Source organism: Pseudomonas sp. GD04058, from assembly GCF_029836855.1.
Lineage (GTDB): Bacteria > Pseudomonadota > Gammaproteobacteria > Pseudomonadales > Pseudomonadaceae > Aquipseudomonas > Aquipseudomonas bharatica.
Map to the genome: position 1 here is coordinate 158,101 of NZ_JAOECN010000002.1, position 17,038 is coordinate 175,138.

The following is a 17,038-nucleotide window of genomic DNA, read 5'->3' on the forward strand; positions in this document are numbered from 1 at the left end:
TCCGCGTGCACCGCTGAACCTGTGGGAGTCAGAGCCTGCCAAGGATTTTGTGATCACTGCGGACACTGTGGGAGCTGGCTTGCCAGCGATGAGGCCCTGGAAGCCCGTTAGATCTCGACCTGGGTTCCCAATTCAATCACCCGGTTCAGCGGCAGATTGAAGAACCGCAGGTTCCCGTTGGCATTCTTCAACAGGAATGCGAACAGATTCCCTCGCCACCGCGCCATCCCTTCCAGCCGCGAGGCGATCACCGTCTCCCGGCTGAGGAAGTAGGTGGTGCGCATAGGGCTGAAGTCCAGCTCGTCCAGATGGCACAGGCGCAGCGCCGCCGGTACGTCCGGCTCGTCCATGAAGCCGAAGTGCAGCAGCACGCGGAAGAACCCGTCGCCATACGCCTCGACCTCGAAACGCTCCTGCTCCGGCACCCGCGGCCGGTCTTCGCTGACCACCGTCAACAGCACCACCTGGCTGTGCAATACCTGGTTATGCAGCAGGTTGTGCAACAGCGCGTGGGGAACCGCATCCGCCCGCGCGGTAAGGAACACGGCGGTGCCCTCCACCCGGTGTGGCGGCTGCACGCGAATACTGCCGATAAACACCGGCAGCGGCAGCGCGCCCTCGTCGATGCGTTCGACAAGAATCTGCTTGCCACGCTTCCAGGTGCTCATCAACAGCAGCAACACCGCACCGGCCAGCACCGGGAAGGCACCACCCTGGACCACCTTGGGCAGGTTCGCGGCGAAGAACAGGCCATCGACCAGCAGGAAGCCAAGCAGGATCGGCACGGCCAGCAACGGTGGCCATTTCCACAGCAGCAGCATCACGGTGGACACCAGCAAGGTGGTCATCAACATGGTCCCGGTCACCGCCACGCCGTAGGCTGCGGCCAGGGCGCCGGAAGACTCGAAACCTATCACCAGCAGGACCACTGCCACCATCAGCGTCCAGTTCACCGCGCCGATATAGATCTGTCCCTGCTCGTCGCTGGAGGTGTGCTGGATCTGCATGCGCGGGATATAGCCGAGCTGGATGGCCTGGCGGGTCAGGGAGAACGCTCCGGAAATCACCGCCTGGGACGCGATCACCGTGGCCAGGGTCGCCAGGGCGATCAACGGGAGCAGTGCCCAGCCCGGAGCCAGCAGGTAAAACGGGTTGCGCGCGGCATCCGGGTTCTGCAGGAGCAAGGCACCCTGGCCGAAATAGTTGAGCACCAGCGCCGGCAACACCAGGGCGAACCAGGCCCGGGCAATGGGCTTGCGGCCGAAGTGGCCCATGTCGGCGTACAGCGCCTCGGCGCCGGTCAGCGCCAGCACCACAGCCCCGAGAATGGCTACGCCCATGCCGGGATGAACGATGAAGAAACGCACCGCCCACACCGGGTTGAACGCCTTGAGCACCTCAGGGCTCTGGGCAATGCCGTGCAGGCCTAGCAGCGCCAGGACCACGAACCAGGCGACCATTACCGGACCGAACAGGATGCCGATCTTCGCCGTACCGTGTTTCTGCACCAGGAACAGCGCCACCAGGACGACCAGGGCAATCGGCACCACCCAGTGATCGATGCCGTCGAAGGCCAGCTCCATGCCCTCTACCGCCGACAACACCGACACCGCCGGGGTGATCATGCTGTCGCCATAGAACAGCGCAGCGCCGATAAGGCCGCAGATCACCATCATCGCCCTGAGCTTCGGCCGTGACGCCGAGGCCCGGGTGGCCAGCGCCGTCAGGGCCATGATCCCGCCCTCGCCCTGGTTATCGGCACGCAGGATGAAGGTCACGTACTTGATCGACACCACCCAGATCAGCGACCAGGCGATCAGGGAAAGAATGCCCAACACACCATCATGGTTGACCGGCACCCCGTAACCGCCGGTAAAGACTTCCTTGAGGGTATACAAGGGGCTGGTCCCGATATCGCCATAGACCACCCCGACAGCTGCCACCAGCAGGCCCAACGACTTGGTCGCCCCATGCCCCGCAGCGGCTTCACTGCTCGCCTGACCCATCAACCACTCCCGCAAAAAAGAACCGGAAACCGGTGAATCTCGTACCAGACGTCATGATTTTTCTCGTCGGCCGAACCGCGTTGCGCCTGTCATGAATTGACACAGGCGCAACGCGGCGAAGCATAGCGCAGCGTTCGTCGTTTTTCTGCTGGGTGGAGACCCAAGGACGCCATCGACGCCTAGTCCGGGCGCACTGCGATGCTCCAAACAAACGCTCACACTCCTGTGCTCCCTGCCCGCCAGTCAGTCACTACACTCCCGGTCACCTCGCAAGCATTGCGCTCCGATATCTCATTTTGGCTGTATTCGCTGGATCCGATAAAAACATGCAATCCACGATCTGTCGCCTTTAAGGTACAGTTTATGTATGAAGTGGAACACGTACTGTCTCCCAACGGAGTGGATATCTATCAAGCCTGGCTCGACACCGTGCGAGACAAGCGCTCCAAGGCAAGGATCACTACGCGGGTGGACCGTGCCTCAGTAGGCCACTTCGGAGATGTCGAATCAGTGGGTGAAGACATCTTCGAAATGAAGATCAATTTTGGGCCTAGGTTTCGCGTCTATTACGCCTGCAGGATCGCAAGATCATTTTCCTGCTGGGCGGAGGTTCGAAAGACAAGCAGCAAAAAGACATCGACCAGGCCAAGGCCCTTTGGAAATCTCATAAGGTGAATTGAATGAAAGCTCGCAGTCGCCCTCATGAAGACAGCGTTCTCGACATGCTGCGGGATGACGAGGACTTTGCCATCGAATATCTCGCCGCCGCCCTTGAGGAAATTGACGAACCTGGTGGTGAAGACGTGTTTCTTCTCGCAATTCGGCGCATCGTGGAAGCAAGAGGTGGCATGAGTAGCCTCTCACAAAGTACAGGCCTGGCCAGACCCAGCCTGTACCGTTCGATAGCAGCAGGAGGTGACCCGAAACTCTCCACTGTTCTGAAGGTGCTTCAGGCTCTGGGCATCGGCATGTCCAAAGTCGTATCCCACAGAACTGAAGAAGCATGAGACCGACTCGTTATCCGGGGCTTTTCTTTCGCTCCAGCGTCTGCAACGCCGAACAGACAGCACCATCAACATCCTGAGGAAGGGTCGAGCTTTCATCACCCGGCACATCCTGAAGTGAGCGGCACAGCGTTCGTCGTTTTTCTGCTGGTCAAGCAGGCGAACGCTCGCTAGAATTGCGCACTTTTTGACCAGAGGCGCCTGGAAGCGCCCGCCAGGGTTGCCTCCTCCTTCTATCCGGCAGCCCCTCTACACCGAGGTTAACCATGTCCACGACCGATACTCCCACCACGCCGAAGGTAGGATTTGTCTCACTCGGGTGCCCGAAGGCTCTCGTCGACTCCGAGCGCATCCTCACCCAACTGCGGATGGAAGGCTACGAAGTCGTGCCCACCTATCAGGACGCTGACGTGGTGGTGGTCAACACCTGCGGCTTCATCGATTCGGCCAAGGCCGAGTCCCTGGAAGTGATCGGCGAAGCCATCAAGGAAAACGGCAAGGTCATCGTCACCGGCTGCATGGGCGTCGAAGAAGGCAACATCCGCGATGTGCATCCGAGCGTGCTGGCCGTGACCGGCCCGCAGCAGTACGAGCAGTTGGTCAGCGCCGTGCACGAGGTGGTTCCACCGCGTCAGGACCACAACCCGCTGATCGATCTGGTGCCGCCACAGGGCGTCAAGCTGACACCGCGCCACTACGCCTACCTGAAGATTTCCGAAGGCTGCAACCATAGCTGCAGCTTCTGCATCATCCCGTCGATGCGCGGCAAGCTGGTGAGCCGCCCGGTTGGCGAAGTGCTCAGCGAGGCCGAGCGCCTGGTCAAGGCCGGGGTCAAGGAAATCCTGGTGATTTCCCAGGACACCAGCGCCTACGGCGTCGACGTCAAGTACAAGACCGACTTCTGGAACGGTCGCCCGGTCAAGACCCGCATGCTGGAGTTGTGCGAAGCCCTGAGCAGCCTGGGCGCCTGGGTTCGCTTGCACTATGTCTATCCATATCCGAACGTGGACGACGTGATCCCGCTGATGGCTGCCGGCAAGATCCTGCCGTACCTGGATATCCCGTTCCAGCACGCCAGCCCGAAAGTGCTCAAGGCCATGAAACGTCCGGCCTTCGAAGACCGGACCCTGGCGCGCATCAAGAAATGGCGCGAACAGTGCCCGGACCTGATCATTCGCTCCACCTTCATCGTCGGCTTCCCCGGTGAAACCGAAGAAGACTTCCAGTACCTGCTGGACTGGCTCACCGAAGCACAGCTCGACCGCGTTGGCTGCTTCCAGTACTCACCCGTCGAAGGCGCGCCGGCCAACGACCTGGGCCTGGACGAAGTCCCGGACGAGATCAAGCAGGACCGCTGGGACCGCTTCATGGCTCATCAACAGGCCATCAGCAGCGCCCGCCTGCAACTGCGCATCGGCCGCGAGATCGAAGTGCTGATCGACGAAGTCGAGGAGCAAGGTTCGGTGGGTCGCAGCTTCTTCGACGCACCGGAAATCGATGGCAACGTGTTCATCGATGGCAACCATGGCTACAAACCGGGCGACAAGGTGCGCTGCCGAGTAGTGGATGCCGATGAGTACGACCTCTGGGCCGAGCCTGTCTAAGGCCCCCAGCGGAAAAAACCAGGCCCCTTTCCGGGGCTTTGTTTTTTCTGCGGTTACAATGCCACCCATTACCCCGCAACACGGCCTTTCCAATGTCTGAAACCACCCGTCTCTCCAAACGCCTTATCGCCCAACTGGGTTGCTCCCGTCGCGAGGCCGAACTCTATATCGGCGGCGGCTGGGTCACCGTGGACGGCGAGGTCATCGACGAGCCGCAATTCCAGGTCGACCAGCAGGTCGTCGCCCTGCTGCCCGGCGCCAAGGCCGATGCACCCGAGCCGGTGACCCTGCTGCTGCACCAGGAAGCCGGGCAGACTGCCGAAAGCGCTCGCCTGGGCATGACCGCAGCCACTTTTTCACCCGCCCACAGCGAGGGCCGTCGCGTATTGCGCGGGCATTTCGCCCGCCTCAAATGCCTCGCCGAGCTGCAAGCCGGCGCAAGCGGCCTGCAGGTGTACACCCAGGACTGGCGCACCGAGCGCAAGATCACCTCCGACCTGCGCAAGCTGGAACAGGAATATGTGGTCGAGGTCAGCGGCGAGATCATCAAGCACGGCCTGGAGCGCCTGAACCGCGGCTTTGAGTGGAAAGGCCATGAACTGCCTCCGGTCAAGGCCAGCTGGCAGAACGAAACCCGCCTGCGCCTGGCGCTGAAGAACCCAGCAGCCGGCTTGATCGACCTGCTGTGCCGCAGCGTCGGCCTGCAGGTGGTCGGCATGCGCCGCATCCGCCTTGGCGGCGTGGCCATGGGCAAGCTGCCCGCCGGTCAATGGCGCTACCTGGAAAGCAAGGAAAAATTCTGAGCTACGCCGTACTGGCGAGGCTCCCGAACAGGACTCCATACATGATCCACAATGACGTACTGCGCAGCCTGCGCTACATGCTGGATATCACCGACACCAAGATGGCGCAGATCGCCCGCAGCAATGGCTTCAAGCTGAGCGACGCAGACATGGCCAGCTACCTGAAGAAAGAGGATGACAAGGACTTCGTGCACTGCCCGGACGAAGCCATGGCGCACTTCCTTGATGGCCTGGTGATCTTCCGCCGCGGTCGCGATGAAAGCCGTCCGCTCCCGCCGATCGAGCTGCCGGTCAGCAACAACACCATCCTCAAGAAGCTGCGGGTAGCCTTCGAACTCAAGGACGACGATATCCTCGCCCTGCTCAAGGCGGTGAACTTCCCGGTATCCAAGACCGAATTGAGCGCGCTGTTCCGCAAGGTCGGGCATGACAACTTCCGTCCTTGCGGCGACCAGTTGCTGCGCAATTTCCTCAAGGGTCTGAGCCAACGGATCCGTGGCTGATACGAAGATGGACTATAAGGTCTCGCCGGTCGGTTTCATGCGCTCCTGCTTCAAGGAGAAGTTCGCCATACCGCGTCAGCCGCAACTGGCGCCAGCGGCCCGTGGCGTGCTGGAGCTGGTGCCGCCGTTCGATACCGGCGAGGCTGTGGCCGGGCTGGAGCAGTGCAGCCACGTTTGGCTGCTGTTCCTGTTCCACCAGGCGCTGGAGGACAAGCCGCGCTTGAAGGTTCGCCCTCCCCGCCTCGGCGGCAATGCATCCATGGGCGTGTTCGCGACCCGGGCGACGCATCGTCCGAACGGCATCGGGCAATCAGTGGTCACGCTGGAGAAGGTCGAGCCAGGACGGCTGCTGCTGTCGGGCATCGACTTGCTGGACGGTACGCCCGTTCTCGATATCAAGCCCTATGTGCCCTACGCCGACAGCATCGCCGGGGCGAGCAACGGCATGGCCAGCGCTCCGCCTACGGCGATCGCCGTGGAATGGAGTGATGAGGCGCTGGTACAGGCGCATGAGCATGCACAACGGCTGGCCGAGCCGCTGGTGGCGTTGATCGAGCAGTGCCTGGCCCAGGATCCGCGGCCGGCCTATCAGGTGCCGCCGCCGGAACGAGTGTATGGGGTGAAATTCTGGGATGTGCAGGTCAGGTGGCACTATCCGGAGCCGGAGAGGATCAGGGTGCTGGAAGTGGTGGCTGATCCTGTATAGATGTTTTGAGCAGCGCTGCCGAACCCTGTGGGAGCTGGCTTGCCAACGATGGGGCCCGAAAGCACACCACATAAATCCCAGACAAAAAAAAGCGCAGGCCAAGGCCTGCGCTTTTTTATATCAGCTTACTTCTCGACGAAAGCACGCTCGATCAGGTAGTCACCTGGCTCACGCATGCGCGGCGAGATCTTCAGGCCGAAGCTGTCCAGCACTTCGCTGGTCTCGTCGAGCATGCTCGGGCTACCGCAGATCATCGCGCGGTCGTCCTGAGGGTTGATCGGCGGCAGGCCGATGTCGCTGAACAGCTTGCCGCTGCGCATCAGGTCGGTCAGGCGTCCTTGGTTCTCGAAGGGCTCGCGGGTCACGGTCGGGTAGTAGATCAGCTTTTCACGCAGCGCTTCGCCGAAGAACTCGTTCTGCGGCAGGTGCTCGGTGATGAACTCGCGGTAGGCGACTTCGTTCACGTAGCGAACGCCGTGGACCAGGATGACTTTCTCGAAACGCTCGTAGGTTTCCGGGTCCTGGATGACGCTCATGAAGGGCGCCAGGCCGGTGCCGGTGCTGAGCAAGTACAGGTGCTTGCCCGGATTCAGGTCGTCGAGGACCAGGGTACCGGTAGGCTTCTTGCTGATGATGATCTCGTCGCCTTCCTTCAGGTGCTGCAGCTGGGAAGTGAGCGGACCGTCGGGCACCTTGATGCTGAAGAACTCCAGGTGCTCTTCCCAGTTCGGGCTGGCGATGGAGTAAGCACGCATGAGCGGGCGGCCGTTGGGCTGTTGCAGGCCGATCATCACGAACTGACCGTTCTCGAAGCGCAGGCCCGGGTCGCGGGTGCACTTGAAGCTGAACAGGGTGTCATTCCAGTGGTGAACACTGAGGACACGTTCGTGGTTCATGTTGCTCATGTTAAGGGGGCTCCTGAGAAAAACGCAGCGCTAAAACCGAGAGCGCGATTGCGCGATAGTTTAATGCGGAGGACAATATCTGTTAAATGAATTATCAAGATATGTCTTATCGGTTATATAGATATGCGATTTACCCTACGTCAGCTTCAGGTCTTCGTCGCCGTCGCGCAACACCAGAGCGTTTCACGTGCCGCCAGCGTGCTGGCGTTGTCGCAATCGGCAGCCAGCACTTCCATTACCGAGCTTGAACGGCAATCCAGTTGCCAGCTCTTCGACCGCGCCGGAAAACGCTTGAGCCTCAATGCCCTGGGCCATCAACTACTGCCCCAGGCGGTGGCACTGCTGGACCAGGCCAAGGAAATCGAGGACCTGCTCAACGGCAAGTCCGGTTTCGGCTCACTGGCGGTCGGCGCGACCCTGACCATCGGCAATTACCTGGCGACCCTGCTGATCGGCAGCTTCATGCAGGTACACCCGGAAAGCCAGGTCAAGCTGCACGTGCAGAACACTGCACATATCGTGCAACAGGTGGCTCACTACGAAATTGATCTGGGTCTAATCGAAGGCGACTGCAACCATCCGGACCTGGAAGTACAGCCTTGGGTGGCGGATGAGCTGATCGTCTTCTGCGCCCCACAGCACCCCTTGGCCAAGCGCGGCAGCGCCAGCCTCGACGAACTGACCCGAGAGGCGTGGATCCTTCGCGAGGAAGGCTCCGGTACCCGCCTGACCTTCGACCAGGCCATGCGCCACCACCGTTCGGAACTGAATATCCGCCTTGAGCTGGAACATACCGAGGCGATCAAGCGCGCGGTGGAGTCCGGGCTGGGCATCGGCTGCATTTCCCGCCTGGCCCTGCGCGATGCTTTCCGCCGCGGCAGCCTGGTACCGGTGCAAACCCCGGAACTGGACCTGGCGCGGCAGTTCTTCTTTATCTGGCACAAGCAGAAGTACCAGACCTCGGCGATGAGGGAATTCCTGGAGCTGTGCAGGAGCTTTACCGCTGGGGTGAGTCGGAGCGATGAGATCGTGCTGCCCAGTATCGCCTAGGCTCTGTACGGAAAAACTAGAGCAGGATCACGCCCCACACCAGCCCGACCATGGTCAGCGCCACGAACTGGGCGGCGCTGCCCATGTCCTTGGCGTTCTTCGACAATGGATGGCGATCGAGGGAAATACGGTCGATCGCCGCCTCTACTGCGGAGTTGAGCAGCTCGACGATCAGGCCCAGGAGGCACACCGCGATCAGGATGGCCCGCTCGGCACGACTGACATCCAGCCAGAATGCCAACGGCACCAGGATTACATTGAGCAGCACCAGCTGGCGGAAGGCCGCCTCGCCAGAGAACGCCGCACGCAGGCCATCGAGGGAGTAGCCCGCCGCATTGAAAACACGTTTGAAACCGGTCTGACCTTTGAAGGGCGACATAGAAGAACCACTTCCGACTGTGGAAAGCGCTGCAGACTAGTGCACCGCGAGTCAAAAAACCGTGAAGGTCGTTAATCAGCTGGAGGAAACCGACTCCAGTTGCTGCAACAGCAGTGCGGCCTGGGTCCGTGTGCGCACACCCAGCTTGCGGAAGATGGCCGTGACGTGGGCCTTGATGGTCGCCTCGGAGACATTCAGCTCATAGGCGATCTGCTTGTTCAGCAACCCTTCGCAAACCATGGTCAGGACGCGGAATTGCTGCGGCGTCAGGCTGGCCAGGCCTTCGCTGGCAGCCTTGGCCTCGGCGGAGACATCGACCTTCTCGAAGGCCTGCGGCGGCCACCAGACCTCGCCATCGAGCACCTTGCGCACAGCATCCTGGATGTCCTCCAGCGGGCTGGACTTGGGAATGAAACCACTGGCGCCGAATTCCCGGGACTTGACGACGACCGCCGCTTCTTCCTGGGCCGAAACCATCACCACCGGAATCTGCGGATACTGCCCGCGCAGCAGCACCAGACCGGAGAACCCATAGGCACCGGGCATGTTCAGGTCAAGCAGGACCAGGTCCCAATCGGATTTTTCGGCGAGACGGGTTTCCAGTTCGGCGATGCTGGCGGCCTCCACCAGACGCACGTCAGGGCCGAGCCCCAGGGTCACGGCCTGGCGCAGGGCGCTGCGGAAAAGCGGGTGGTCATCGGCAATCAGGATTTCGTAGGTGGCCATCGATCTAATGAACCTGTTCTGTGCTGGATCCGGAAGTTTCATCATTATGAAGCAAAGTGCAACATTTGCCCCTTGGACTATAGGAAGGGCCTAAGGCGCTGATGGACAGCATCGTCGATGTCCAGCGGCAGGCGGAACTTGGCCCCCAGGTAGTGAGCACTGAAAACATCGAGGTAGGCATCCAGTGCCTGCGCGGCATCCTGGTCGCCGGCCAGCTCCAGGCACATCGCCGCCACTTCTGCGGTACAGAAATGGTCGTCGCGCTTCGAGCGGCGCAGACGGTATCGGGAGATCTGCTCGGGCTCCAGGCTCAGCACCGGGAAACGGTCCAGGTAAGGACTCTTGCGGAACATCTTGCGTGCCTCGGTCCAGGTCGCATCCAGCAGGATGAACAACGGCCGCTTGCCCGGCTGCGGACGCACCTCGGTGACCACGCGCGACGACTCGACGAACTCACCCGGGAACACGATATAGGGTTGCCAGTCGGGCTTTTCGAGCAGGGCGAGCAATTGTTGGTCCACCATCGTACGCTGCCAGCCGAAGGCGCTGGTATCGTCGATTACGTCGGCAATAAGCCAACCGGTGTTGGTTGGCTTGAGTGGCTCGGTGTCATGCATCAGCAGGCACATCGCCGACGCCGCCGCGACCCGTGGGCGCCATGCGCACAGGCAATAATCGAAGATAACCCGGCAATCAGGACAACGCGGAGCGCGGGAACCACGGGCGACAAAGGGTTTGATACTGAGGGCCAGGCGCTCGGCGCGCAGGCGTGAGACAGCGTGGCTCATGAAGACATTCGACGAGAAAGGATAACGACAGGCAACGGCAAGCGCTCGGACGGGCGGAATCGGCGGGAGTTTACGGCACAAAGCTTTACCGTGCAGGGAAATCTCCGACTCCACTATAATCCCGGGCTTATTGATGGTTGCGAATGACTGCGCTCGTGACGGAACACGACGTGCGGATGCGGGTCAAAGCGCCAGTTACCGAATCTGGAGAAGTGAATGCTGCGTTTCATCGCCCCCACCCTGAGCCTGCTGCTGGTCCTGCCGATCGCCGCCAATGCCGCGTCCAAGCAGGAATACGAACTGAGCCAGATGCTCGAGAAAGTCGCGCGGGACAGTAGCGTCGGAACCCCACGCGCCATCAACGAAGACATCCTCGACCAGGGTTACACCGTCCAGGGCCCGCAACTGATCAACCATTTGAGCGTCCGCCCCAGCCACGCCGAGCAGATGCGCGCCAATCCGGACAAGGTACGTGACCAGTTGGGCGCCAGTGTCTGTACCAACAATGGCTATCGCCAGTTGCTGGCACGAGGGGCTGTATTGACTTACCAGTTCACCGAATACAAGACCAACCGTCCGGTGGCCGTGGAGAACTTCAACGCGCAAAGCTGCGGCATCAACGGCAAGAAGAAGTAACTACATCAATTGACTGCTTTCGCGCCGTTGTTCCTCATCGGCGCGCAACTCCGCGACCAGCGCCTGCAGATAGCGTGAACGGCGCTCGCCGCCTTCCAGCCGGCGCAGGCATTCCTCTTCGAACGTCAGGTTGTTGGCCCGGGCGGCATTTTGCAAAAGCCGGAACAGCTGGCTATCGACCTCCAGACTGATACGTTGCATTGGCAGCCTCCCTGAGCCGCATATCGCCAAGGTTCAGTTAACCAGAGCATTCGAAATATTGGATCCGATCTGACGAGCGGCGCATGTGGTTGCCGAGAGAAACACGACGACGATCTGTCATGACCTCATGCGTACATGGGCGATGGAGCGCAAACACATGGTAGGGTCTAGATTGATTACAAACATCTTTCCAATACCGGACAGACACAGGAGGCTGTCCGCGCCCGGTCCGTGCCGCGACAAAATCCCGAAAAAGAGAACACAAAGGGATAGGTCATTGCTGCAAAAAGGAGACGTTTGATGCCTTATCTACCCAACGAGCTGCTTGCCAGCCACTTCAGGAACCAGGGAATCGACCTGGACCACATCGACCGGCAACTGAGCCTGGTCGCCGCCGACAGCCCCAACCTGCCGCTTTACCGGGACATGATGCTCACCGTGCTGCGCATGGCCCACGACGACAGCAACCGCTGGAACGCCAAGATCACCCTCCAGGCCCTGCGTGAACTCGACCACGCATTCCGGGTGATGGAACAGTACAAGGGACGCCGCAAGGTCACCGTATTCGGCTCGGCCCGCACCCCGGTCGAACACCCCATGTACGCCCTGGCCCGGGAGCTGGGCGCGACTCTGGCCCACTCGGGGCTGATGGTAATTACCGGCGCCGGGGGCGGCATCATGGCCGCTGCGCACGAAGGCGCCGGCGTGGACAACAGTCTGGGCTTCAATATCACCCTGCCTTTCGAGCAGCACGCCAATGCGACGGTGGACGGCACGGACAAGCTGCTGCCGTTCCATTTCTTCTTTATTCGCAAACTGTTCTTCGTCAAGGAAGCCGATGCACTGGTACTGTGTCCAGGCGGGTTCGGCACCCTGGACGAAGCACTGGAAGTGTTGACCCTGATCCAGACCGGTAAAAGCCCGCTGGTGCCGGTAGTATTGCTGGATGCGCCCGGCGGCAGTTTCTGGGAGGACGCGCTGGCCTTCATCAAGCGACAACTGGAAGAGAACCGCTACATCCTGCCCACCGACATGAAACTGGTACGTCTGGTCAACAGCGCCGAAGAGGCGGTCGCCGAGATCAACCAGTTCTACGCCAACTATCACTCCAGTCGCTGGCTGAAAAACCAGTTCGTGATTCGTATGCAGCATCCCCTGAGCGAAGCGGCGCTGCTGGACATGCAGGAGAGCTTTGCCGACCTGCGCCTGAGCGGGGATTTCAGTCAGCACGGCTATACAGGGCCGGAACAGGACGAGGCCGGTTTCAGCCATTTGCACCGTTTGGTATTTGCGTTCAACGGACGCGATCAGGGCCGTTTGCGGGAACTGGTGGACTTCATCAACCTGCCGGAAAACCGTGAATCCCAGTCATCCATGCCTGCCGCACAGCGCACACGGCAACCATCCAGGGTCACCTGAGCGCTATCAATCGTCGAAGCTTCGGCCGCTGAGCAGGCGGCCGACCCTCTCCATGGAAAAACCGCGATAGACCAGGAAGCGGGTCTGTCTGGCCCGCTCGCGCGGGTCACTCGGTAACTGACCGGAAAACTTGCGCTGCCAGAGATCAACCAGTTGTGCCTGCCAATCGATGTCGGCGTCACGCAATGCCTGCTCGACATCGCCCCGTGGCAGACCGCGCTGGGTCAACTCCTCGCGAATACGCGACGGTCCATAGCCCGAACGCGCGCGTGAGCTGATATAGCTTTCCAGATAGCGGGTTTCACTCAGCAGCCCCTCGTCCGCCAGGCGGTCGAGTTCGTGCTCGATCATTTCAGGAGAGGCGCCGCGCTGACGCAACTTGCGCGTCAGCTCGGCTCGACCGTGCTCGCGACGCGCGAGCAGGTCCATGGCTGTCCGCCTGACGGCGACGGGGGTGTCGAGTACAACGGACATGCGCGGGCTCAGAAGTCGGCGTCAGCGTCGGCCATGTCTTCCGCAGATTCGTTTTCTGCTGCGGCTTTGCCGGCAGCATCGACGGCACCCGGGTTCAGCAGTTTTTCGCGGATCTGCTTCTCGAGGGTCTCGGCGATTTCCGGGTTCTCGGCAAGGAACTTGGCCGAGTTGGCCTTGCCCTGGCCGATCTTGCTGCCCTGGTAGCTGTACCAGGCGCCGGATTTCTCCAGCAGACCGTGCAGCACGCCCAGGTCGATGATCTCGCCGTTGCGGTAAATGCCCTTGCCGTAGAGGATCTGGAACTCGGCCTGACGGAACGGAGGCGCGACCTTGTTCTTGACGATCTTGACGCGGGTTTCACTGCCGACCACTTCGTCGCCTTCCTTCACCGCGCCGGTACGACGGATGTCCAGGCGCACCGAGGCGTAGAACTTCAAGGCGTTACCACCGGTGGTGGTTTCCGGGCTGCCGAACATCACGCCGATCTTCATGCGGATCTGGTTGATGAAGATGACCAGGCAGTTGGCGTTCTTGATGTTGCCGGTGATCTTGCGCAGGGCCTGGGACATCAGGCGGGCCTGCAGGCCTACGTGCATGTCGCCCATCTCGCCTTCGATCTCGGCCTTCGGCACCAGGGCCGCAACGGAGTCGACGATGATCACGTCGACGGCGTTGGAGCGCACCAGCATGTCGGTGATTTCCAGGGCCTGCTCACCGGTGTCCGGCTGCGAGACCAGCAGGTCGTCGACATTGACGCCCAGCTTGCCGGCGTATTCCGGGTCCAGCGCGTGCTCGGCATCGACGAAGGCGCAGGTGGCGCCGGCTTTCTGGGCCTGGGCGATGACCGAGAGGGTCATGGTGGTTTTACCGGACGATTCCGGACCGTAGATCTCGACGATACGGCCTTTTGGCAGGCCGCCGATGCCGAGGGCGATGTCCAGGCCCAGGGAGCCGGTGGAAATGGCCGGGATCGCCTGACGTTCATGGTCGCCCATGCGCATGACCGCGCCTTTACCGAATTGACGTTCGATTTGACCCAGGGCCGCAGCCAAGGCACGCTTCTTGTTGTCGTCCATTGAAGTCCTCACGTAATCGATAGGGCCTGACGGCCAGAAACAACTGTATAAGTAGCCAGTATTATTCCACAGGGTTTTGTTTCCGCCTACCCCCGATTCGTGAATTACTCCGAACCAAGCTGTAACAAGCCCTCTAGCGCGGCGATTACCGTTTGTCGGCGCACGCTTTCGCGATCGCCGTCGAAGTGCCGGCGCTCGCTGCTGACGTGCTCGCCGTCGGCCCAGGCCAGCCATACCGTGCCCACCGGCTTGGCGGCTGAGCCACCGTCGGGCCCGGCCACGCCGCTGACCGCCACGGCGAACCGCGCGCCGCTGGCAGCACGGGCGCCGCGGACCATGGCCTCGACCACCTCCTGGCTGACCGCGCCGACTTGGTCGAAAAGCGCTTCCGGCACCTGCAACTGACGGGTCTTCTGCGCATTGGAATAGGTCACGTAGCCCGCCTCGAACCAGGCCGAACTGCCGGGCACGCGGGTGATGGCCTCGGCGATGCCGCCACCGGTGCAGGACTCCGCGGTAGTGACCTGGGCATTGAAATGACGCAGACGTCCGCCCAGGCGGATGGAAAGAACGGTGATCGGGTCCATGGCAAGCTCCTTGGGGAAAACCGCCCTACCCTACACCACTCAGAAGGCCAGCGCGCGTACATAGGCCTGGCAGGCATGCAGGGCGATCAATCCTTCGTCGCCGTCGGCGGTGATGGCGATAATTCGTTGAGCATGCGCCGGGTCAAGTCGGGCTCGCGAGGGGCCATGAACCAGGCCGCCGGCGGGGGGGGTGGCAGGCACAATGGTGGAGTCGGTGTCGCTGGCGAGGAGGACTGACAACCGCAGATCAGCAGTAGCCAGGCGGTCGCGCAGACGCGCCTGAGTCTGTCGGGCATCGATAAGCTCCCGGGAATGGATCTGGTCAGCGGACTGGATGCGTTGTTCGAGGGCCAGGCGGCGGCCCTGCTCATCCTGCAATTGTGCGGCAAAGGCCTCGGCCTGTTGCCGACGCTCGTCGGCGTATTCGTTTTCGCGCACGGCCATGGCCCGCTCATGACGCCAGGCCTGGACCTGCCAGGTCAGCGCGCAGGCCGCCAGCACCAACAGCGCCAGCGCGATCAGGCGTGCGCCGTTCAACACAGCACCTCCCGCGCCCGAACCCAGAGTTTGAGGCGATCCTCCAGCCCGTTGAGCCCGCCATTGATGTGCCGGGTGATGCGATTGAACTCGCCAAGATCGGCCAATCGATTGAGCCCGCGCGAATGCCAGAACCAGGCGGCAGACTCCGTCGCCCACTGGGGTTCCTCAAGCATCTGCGGACGCGCCAGCAGGCGCTCGTCCTGGAACAGCGCCATGCTGCAGGCACGGTAGTTGTTGCGTCCGGTGATCTGGATCAGGCCGCGGCCGCAGTACAGTTGGCCATCGCCATCGGCCTCGGGGGTGTTACCCAGGCGCAGGGCCAGGGTGCCGGTGTCGTAGCGCGCCAGGTAGTGGTCCTGGCCCAGTTCCTTCACGTAGCGCAGTTGCCCGGACTCGTGGCCGATCTGGGCGAGAAAAGCGGCCATGCGGCGTGGTGTGTCGATGGACCAGTGCACCATGGCAGCATTCAATGGCGCAACGAAAACGCCCGCTGAGGTGCGGGCGTTGGGATAGATGCGGAACAGCTCGGATTCTGTCAGGTTCATTTGGGCTCCTTGCTCTGCGTAACCTTGAGCGGCTTGCTCTGCCGGGTCTTTTGGCTTTTCGCCGTGGACTTGCCCTGGTTGGTGCCGTTGCATTGCACGGTGGTGTCCCAACCCGAAACGGTGAAGGTCTGGGTTACCGTGTCGATCAGGTAATCGCCATCCAGCCCATCCTTGAAACCCTGCACCCGCAGCATGCGCTCGGCAAACAGGTCGGTGCGTCCGGCCATTTCCAGGGACACCGTGGCGGTACTGCGCTTGAAGGCCTCCATGCGGGCCTTGGCTGCCTGTTCCGCGGCGCTTCTGTTTGGATAGATATGCCGCTCGGTAAAGACCGCACCGACATCATCGGGCTTGTCTTCGTTATCCACCCGGACGGCCTGCTGATGGCCGCTGGCCGGGTCCTGGTAATGGGTCTGGGCCGCCTTGTACGTAGCCCGGTCCTTCAACTGGAACTTCCAGCGGCGCACATCATGCAGCGCTATCCCGACCACCCCGAGGTCCTTGCCACTGGCGCTCTTGCCGGCCTGGCGGGGCAACACCAACAGCGCACTGTCGGCGATCTTGGCGGTACAGCCGTATTGCTGCGCGATGCGGGTAATAAAGTTGAAATCCGATTCCTTGACCTGTTCGATCCGGGGAATGACCGTGGTCACCGGGCACTGTGGCTGCCAGCCATTGCGCGCGGCGATGTCGCGGACAATCTGCTGCAGCGTCCTGTTCTCCCAGCTACCACTGCGAATGGTCTTGCCGGTCCCGCGCATATCCGCTGCCTTGCCGCGGATTTCCATGGTCTGGGCCGGTCCGCTGAGATCGATCTGATCCACCGTATAGCGCCCCAGCCGTGTCAGCTCCTGACCGGAATAGCCGAGGTAGACCTCCAGTTGCGCTCCCCGCGCCGGCAGGGCCAGGGCACTGTCACGATCATCGAGCCTAAGCTCGAAGTCATCGGACTCCATCCCCGTCTTGTCGGTAGTGCGCAGGAGCAGGACACGGTCGTTGATCAGCGCCGTTATGTCCTCGCCGTCGGCGATGATGCGAAACACAGGTTGCATGTTCAGGCTCCCGAAAAAAGCAGACCCCGCACGA

At 61.5% G+C, this 17,038-nt stretch carries 20 protein-coding genes and 1 pseudogene; 9 read left to right on the forward strand and 12 right to left on the reverse strand.

Annotated features, from left to right (window positions below; genetic code table 11):
• Window positions 1–107: 107 nt before the first annotated feature.
• Window positions 108–2,006 carry a potassium transporter Kup gene (locus N7650_RS02555; RefSeq protein WP_009395156.1) on the reverse strand — a complete coding sequence of 633 codons (1,899 nt, stop codon included), beginning with the start codon at window positions 2,004–2,006 and terminating at the stop codon, window positions 108–110.
• 363 nt (window positions 2,007–2,369) lie between these two features.
• On the opposite strand from N7650_RS02555, the pseudogene N7650_RS02560 reads away from it, so the two are divergent.
• The 6 genes and pseudogenes from N7650_RS02560 to tsaA all read left to right on the forward strand — a co-directional run bounded on the left by N7650_RS02560 (window position 2,370) and on the right by tsaA (window position 6,626).
• Window positions 2,370–2,686: pseudogene (locus N7650_RS02560) on the forward strand (type II toxin-antitoxin system RelE/ParE family toxin).
• Complete coding sequence (locus tag N7650_RS02565; RefSeq protein WP_064302315.1) at window positions 2,687–3,013, forward strand: addiction module antidote protein; 327 nt, start codon at window positions 2,687–2,689, stop codon at window positions 3,011–3,013.
• Between the two features lie 263 nt (window positions 3,014–3,276).
• The gene (gene rimO, locus N7650_RS02570; RefSeq protein ID WP_279896994.1) at window positions 3,277–4,614 is read left to right on the forward strand and encodes a 30S ribosomal protein S12 methylthiotransferase RimO; all 1,338 of its coding nucleotides are present in this window, start codon (window positions 3,277–3,279) and stop codon (window positions 4,612–4,614) included.
• A 92-nt stretch (window positions 4,615–4,706) separates the two neighbouring features.
• Window positions 4,707–5,417 carry an rRNA pseudouridine synthase gene (locus N7650_RS02575; RefSeq protein ID WP_009395168.1) on the forward strand — a complete coding sequence of 237 codons (711 nt, stop codon included), beginning with the start codon at window positions 4,707–4,709 and terminating at the stop codon, window positions 5,415–5,417.
• 41 nt (window positions 5,418–5,458) lie between these two features.
• A complete protein-coding gene (locus tag N7650_RS02580; RefSeq protein ID WP_009395169.1) occupies window positions 5,459–5,920 on the forward strand; it encodes a DUF1456 family protein in 462 nt (153 codons plus the stop codon).
• 7 nt (window positions 5,921–5,927) lie between these two features.
• Window positions 5,928–6,626, forward strand: a complete 699-nt coding sequence (gene tsaA / locus N7650_RS02585; protein WP_279896997.1) for a tRNA (N6-threonylcarbamoyladenosine(37)-N6)-methyltransferase TrmO — start codon at window positions 5,928–5,930, stop codon at window positions 6,624–6,626.
• Between the two features lie 125 nt (window positions 6,627–6,751).
• Here the strand turns inward: tsaA and fpr are convergent, their stop codons facing one another.
• Window positions 6,752–7,531 (reverse strand): ferredoxin-NADP reductase, encoded by a 780-nt coding sequence (gene fpr / locus N7650_RS02590; RefSeq protein ID WP_009395171.1) that lies wholly within the window; start codon window positions 7,529–7,531, stop codon window positions 6,752–6,754.
• Window positions 7,532–7,654: 123 nt separating this feature from the next.
• Between fpr and N7650_RS02595 the strand changes: the two genes are divergently transcribed.
• Window positions 7,655–8,581 (forward strand): LysR family transcriptional regulator, encoded by a 927-nt coding sequence (locus tag N7650_RS02595; protein WP_009395172.1) that lies wholly within the window; start codon window positions 7,655–7,657, stop codon window positions 8,579–8,581.
• Between the two features lie 16 nt (window positions 8,582–8,597).
• On the opposite strand, the gene N7650_RS02600 is transcribed toward N7650_RS02595, so the two are convergent.
• The 3 genes from N7650_RS02600 to N7650_RS02610 all read right to left on the reverse strand — a co-directional run bounded on the left by N7650_RS02600 (window position 8,598) and on the right by N7650_RS02610 (window position 10,474).
• Window positions 8,598–8,960 carry a diacylglycerol kinase gene (locus N7650_RS02600; protein WP_009395173.1) on the reverse strand — a complete coding sequence of 121 codons (363 nt, stop codon included), beginning with the start codon at window positions 8,958–8,960 and terminating at the stop codon, window positions 8,598–8,600.
• Between the two features lie 75 nt (window positions 8,961–9,035).
• A complete protein-coding gene (erdR, locus tag N7650_RS02605; RefSeq protein WP_009395174.1) occupies window positions 9,036–9,686 on the reverse strand; it encodes a response regulator transcription factor ErdR in 651 nt (216 codons plus the stop codon).
• Window positions 9,687–9,763: 77 nt separating this feature from the next.
• A complete protein-coding gene (locus N7650_RS02610) occupies window positions 9,764–10,474 on the reverse strand; it encodes a tRNA-uridine aminocarboxypropyltransferase (RefSeq protein WP_009395175.1) in 711 nt (236 codons plus the stop codon).
• A 216-nt stretch (window positions 10,475–10,690) separates the two neighbouring features.
• Here N7650_RS02610 and N7650_RS02615 point away from each other — a divergent pair, with 216 nt between their 5' ends.
• The gene (locus N7650_RS02615) at window positions 10,691–11,110 is read left to right on the forward strand and encodes a quorum-sensing-regulated virulence factor family protein (protein WP_009395176.1); all 420 of its coding nucleotides are present in this window, start codon (window positions 10,691–10,693) and stop codon (window positions 11,108–11,110) included.
• Here the strand turns inward: N7650_RS02615 and N7650_RS02620 are convergent, their stop codons facing one another.
• A complete protein-coding gene (locus N7650_RS02620; protein WP_009395177.1) occupies window positions 11,111–11,311 on the reverse strand; it encodes a hypothetical protein in 201 nt (66 codons plus the stop codon).
• Window positions 11,312–11,611: 300 nt separating this feature from the next.
• Here N7650_RS02620 and N7650_RS02625 point away from each other — a divergent pair, with 300 nt between their 5' ends.
• Entirely contained in the window at window positions 11,612–12,730 is a 1,119-nt protein-coding gene (locus tag N7650_RS02625) for a TIGR00730 family Rossman fold protein (RefSeq protein ID WP_279897004.1), read from the forward strand.
• Between the two features lie 6 nt (window positions 12,731–12,736).
• Here N7650_RS02625 and recX read toward each other — a convergent pair whose 3' ends face one another.
• From recX to N7650_RS02655, 6 genes are all read right to left on the reverse strand, one after another.
• Window positions 12,737–13,204 (reverse strand): recombination regulator RecX, encoded by a 468-nt coding sequence (gene recX, locus N7650_RS02630; RefSeq protein ID WP_279897005.1) that lies wholly within the window; start codon window positions 13,202–13,204, stop codon window positions 12,737–12,739.
• Window positions 13,205–13,212: 8 nt separating this feature from the next.
• The gene (gene recA, locus N7650_RS02635) at window positions 13,213–14,280 is read right to left on the reverse strand and encodes a recombinase RecA (RefSeq protein WP_009395182.1); all 1,068 of its coding nucleotides are present in this window, start codon (window positions 14,278–14,280) and stop codon (window positions 13,213–13,215) included.
• A 104-nt stretch (window positions 14,281–14,384) separates the two neighbouring features.
• A complete protein-coding gene (locus tag N7650_RS02640) occupies window positions 14,385–14,867 on the reverse strand; it encodes a CinA family protein (protein ID WP_279897006.1) in 483 nt (160 codons plus the stop codon).
• Between the two features lie 39 nt (window positions 14,868–14,906).
• On the reverse strand, window positions 14,907–15,404 hold the full coding sequence (locus N7650_RS02645) for a lysis system i-spanin subunit Rz (RefSeq protein WP_279897008.1): 498 nt from the start codon (window positions 15,402–15,404) through the stop codon (window positions 14,907–14,909).
• Window positions 15,401–15,952 (reverse strand): glycoside hydrolase family 19 protein, encoded by a 552-nt coding sequence (locus N7650_RS02650; RefSeq protein WP_279897009.1) that lies wholly within the window; start codon window positions 15,950–15,952, stop codon window positions 15,401–15,403. The genes N7650_RS02645 and N7650_RS02650 overlap by 4 nt, the downstream gene beginning before the upstream one ends.
• On the reverse strand, window positions 15,949–17,004 hold the full coding sequence (locus tag N7650_RS02655) for a contractile injection system protein, VgrG/Pvc8 family (protein ID WP_279897012.1): 1,056 nt from the start codon (window positions 17,002–17,004) through the stop codon (window positions 15,949–15,951). Before N7650_RS02655 ends, N7650_RS02650 begins: the two co-directional genes overlap by 4 nt.
• Between the last annotated feature and the right edge of the window lie 34 nt (window positions 17,005–17,038).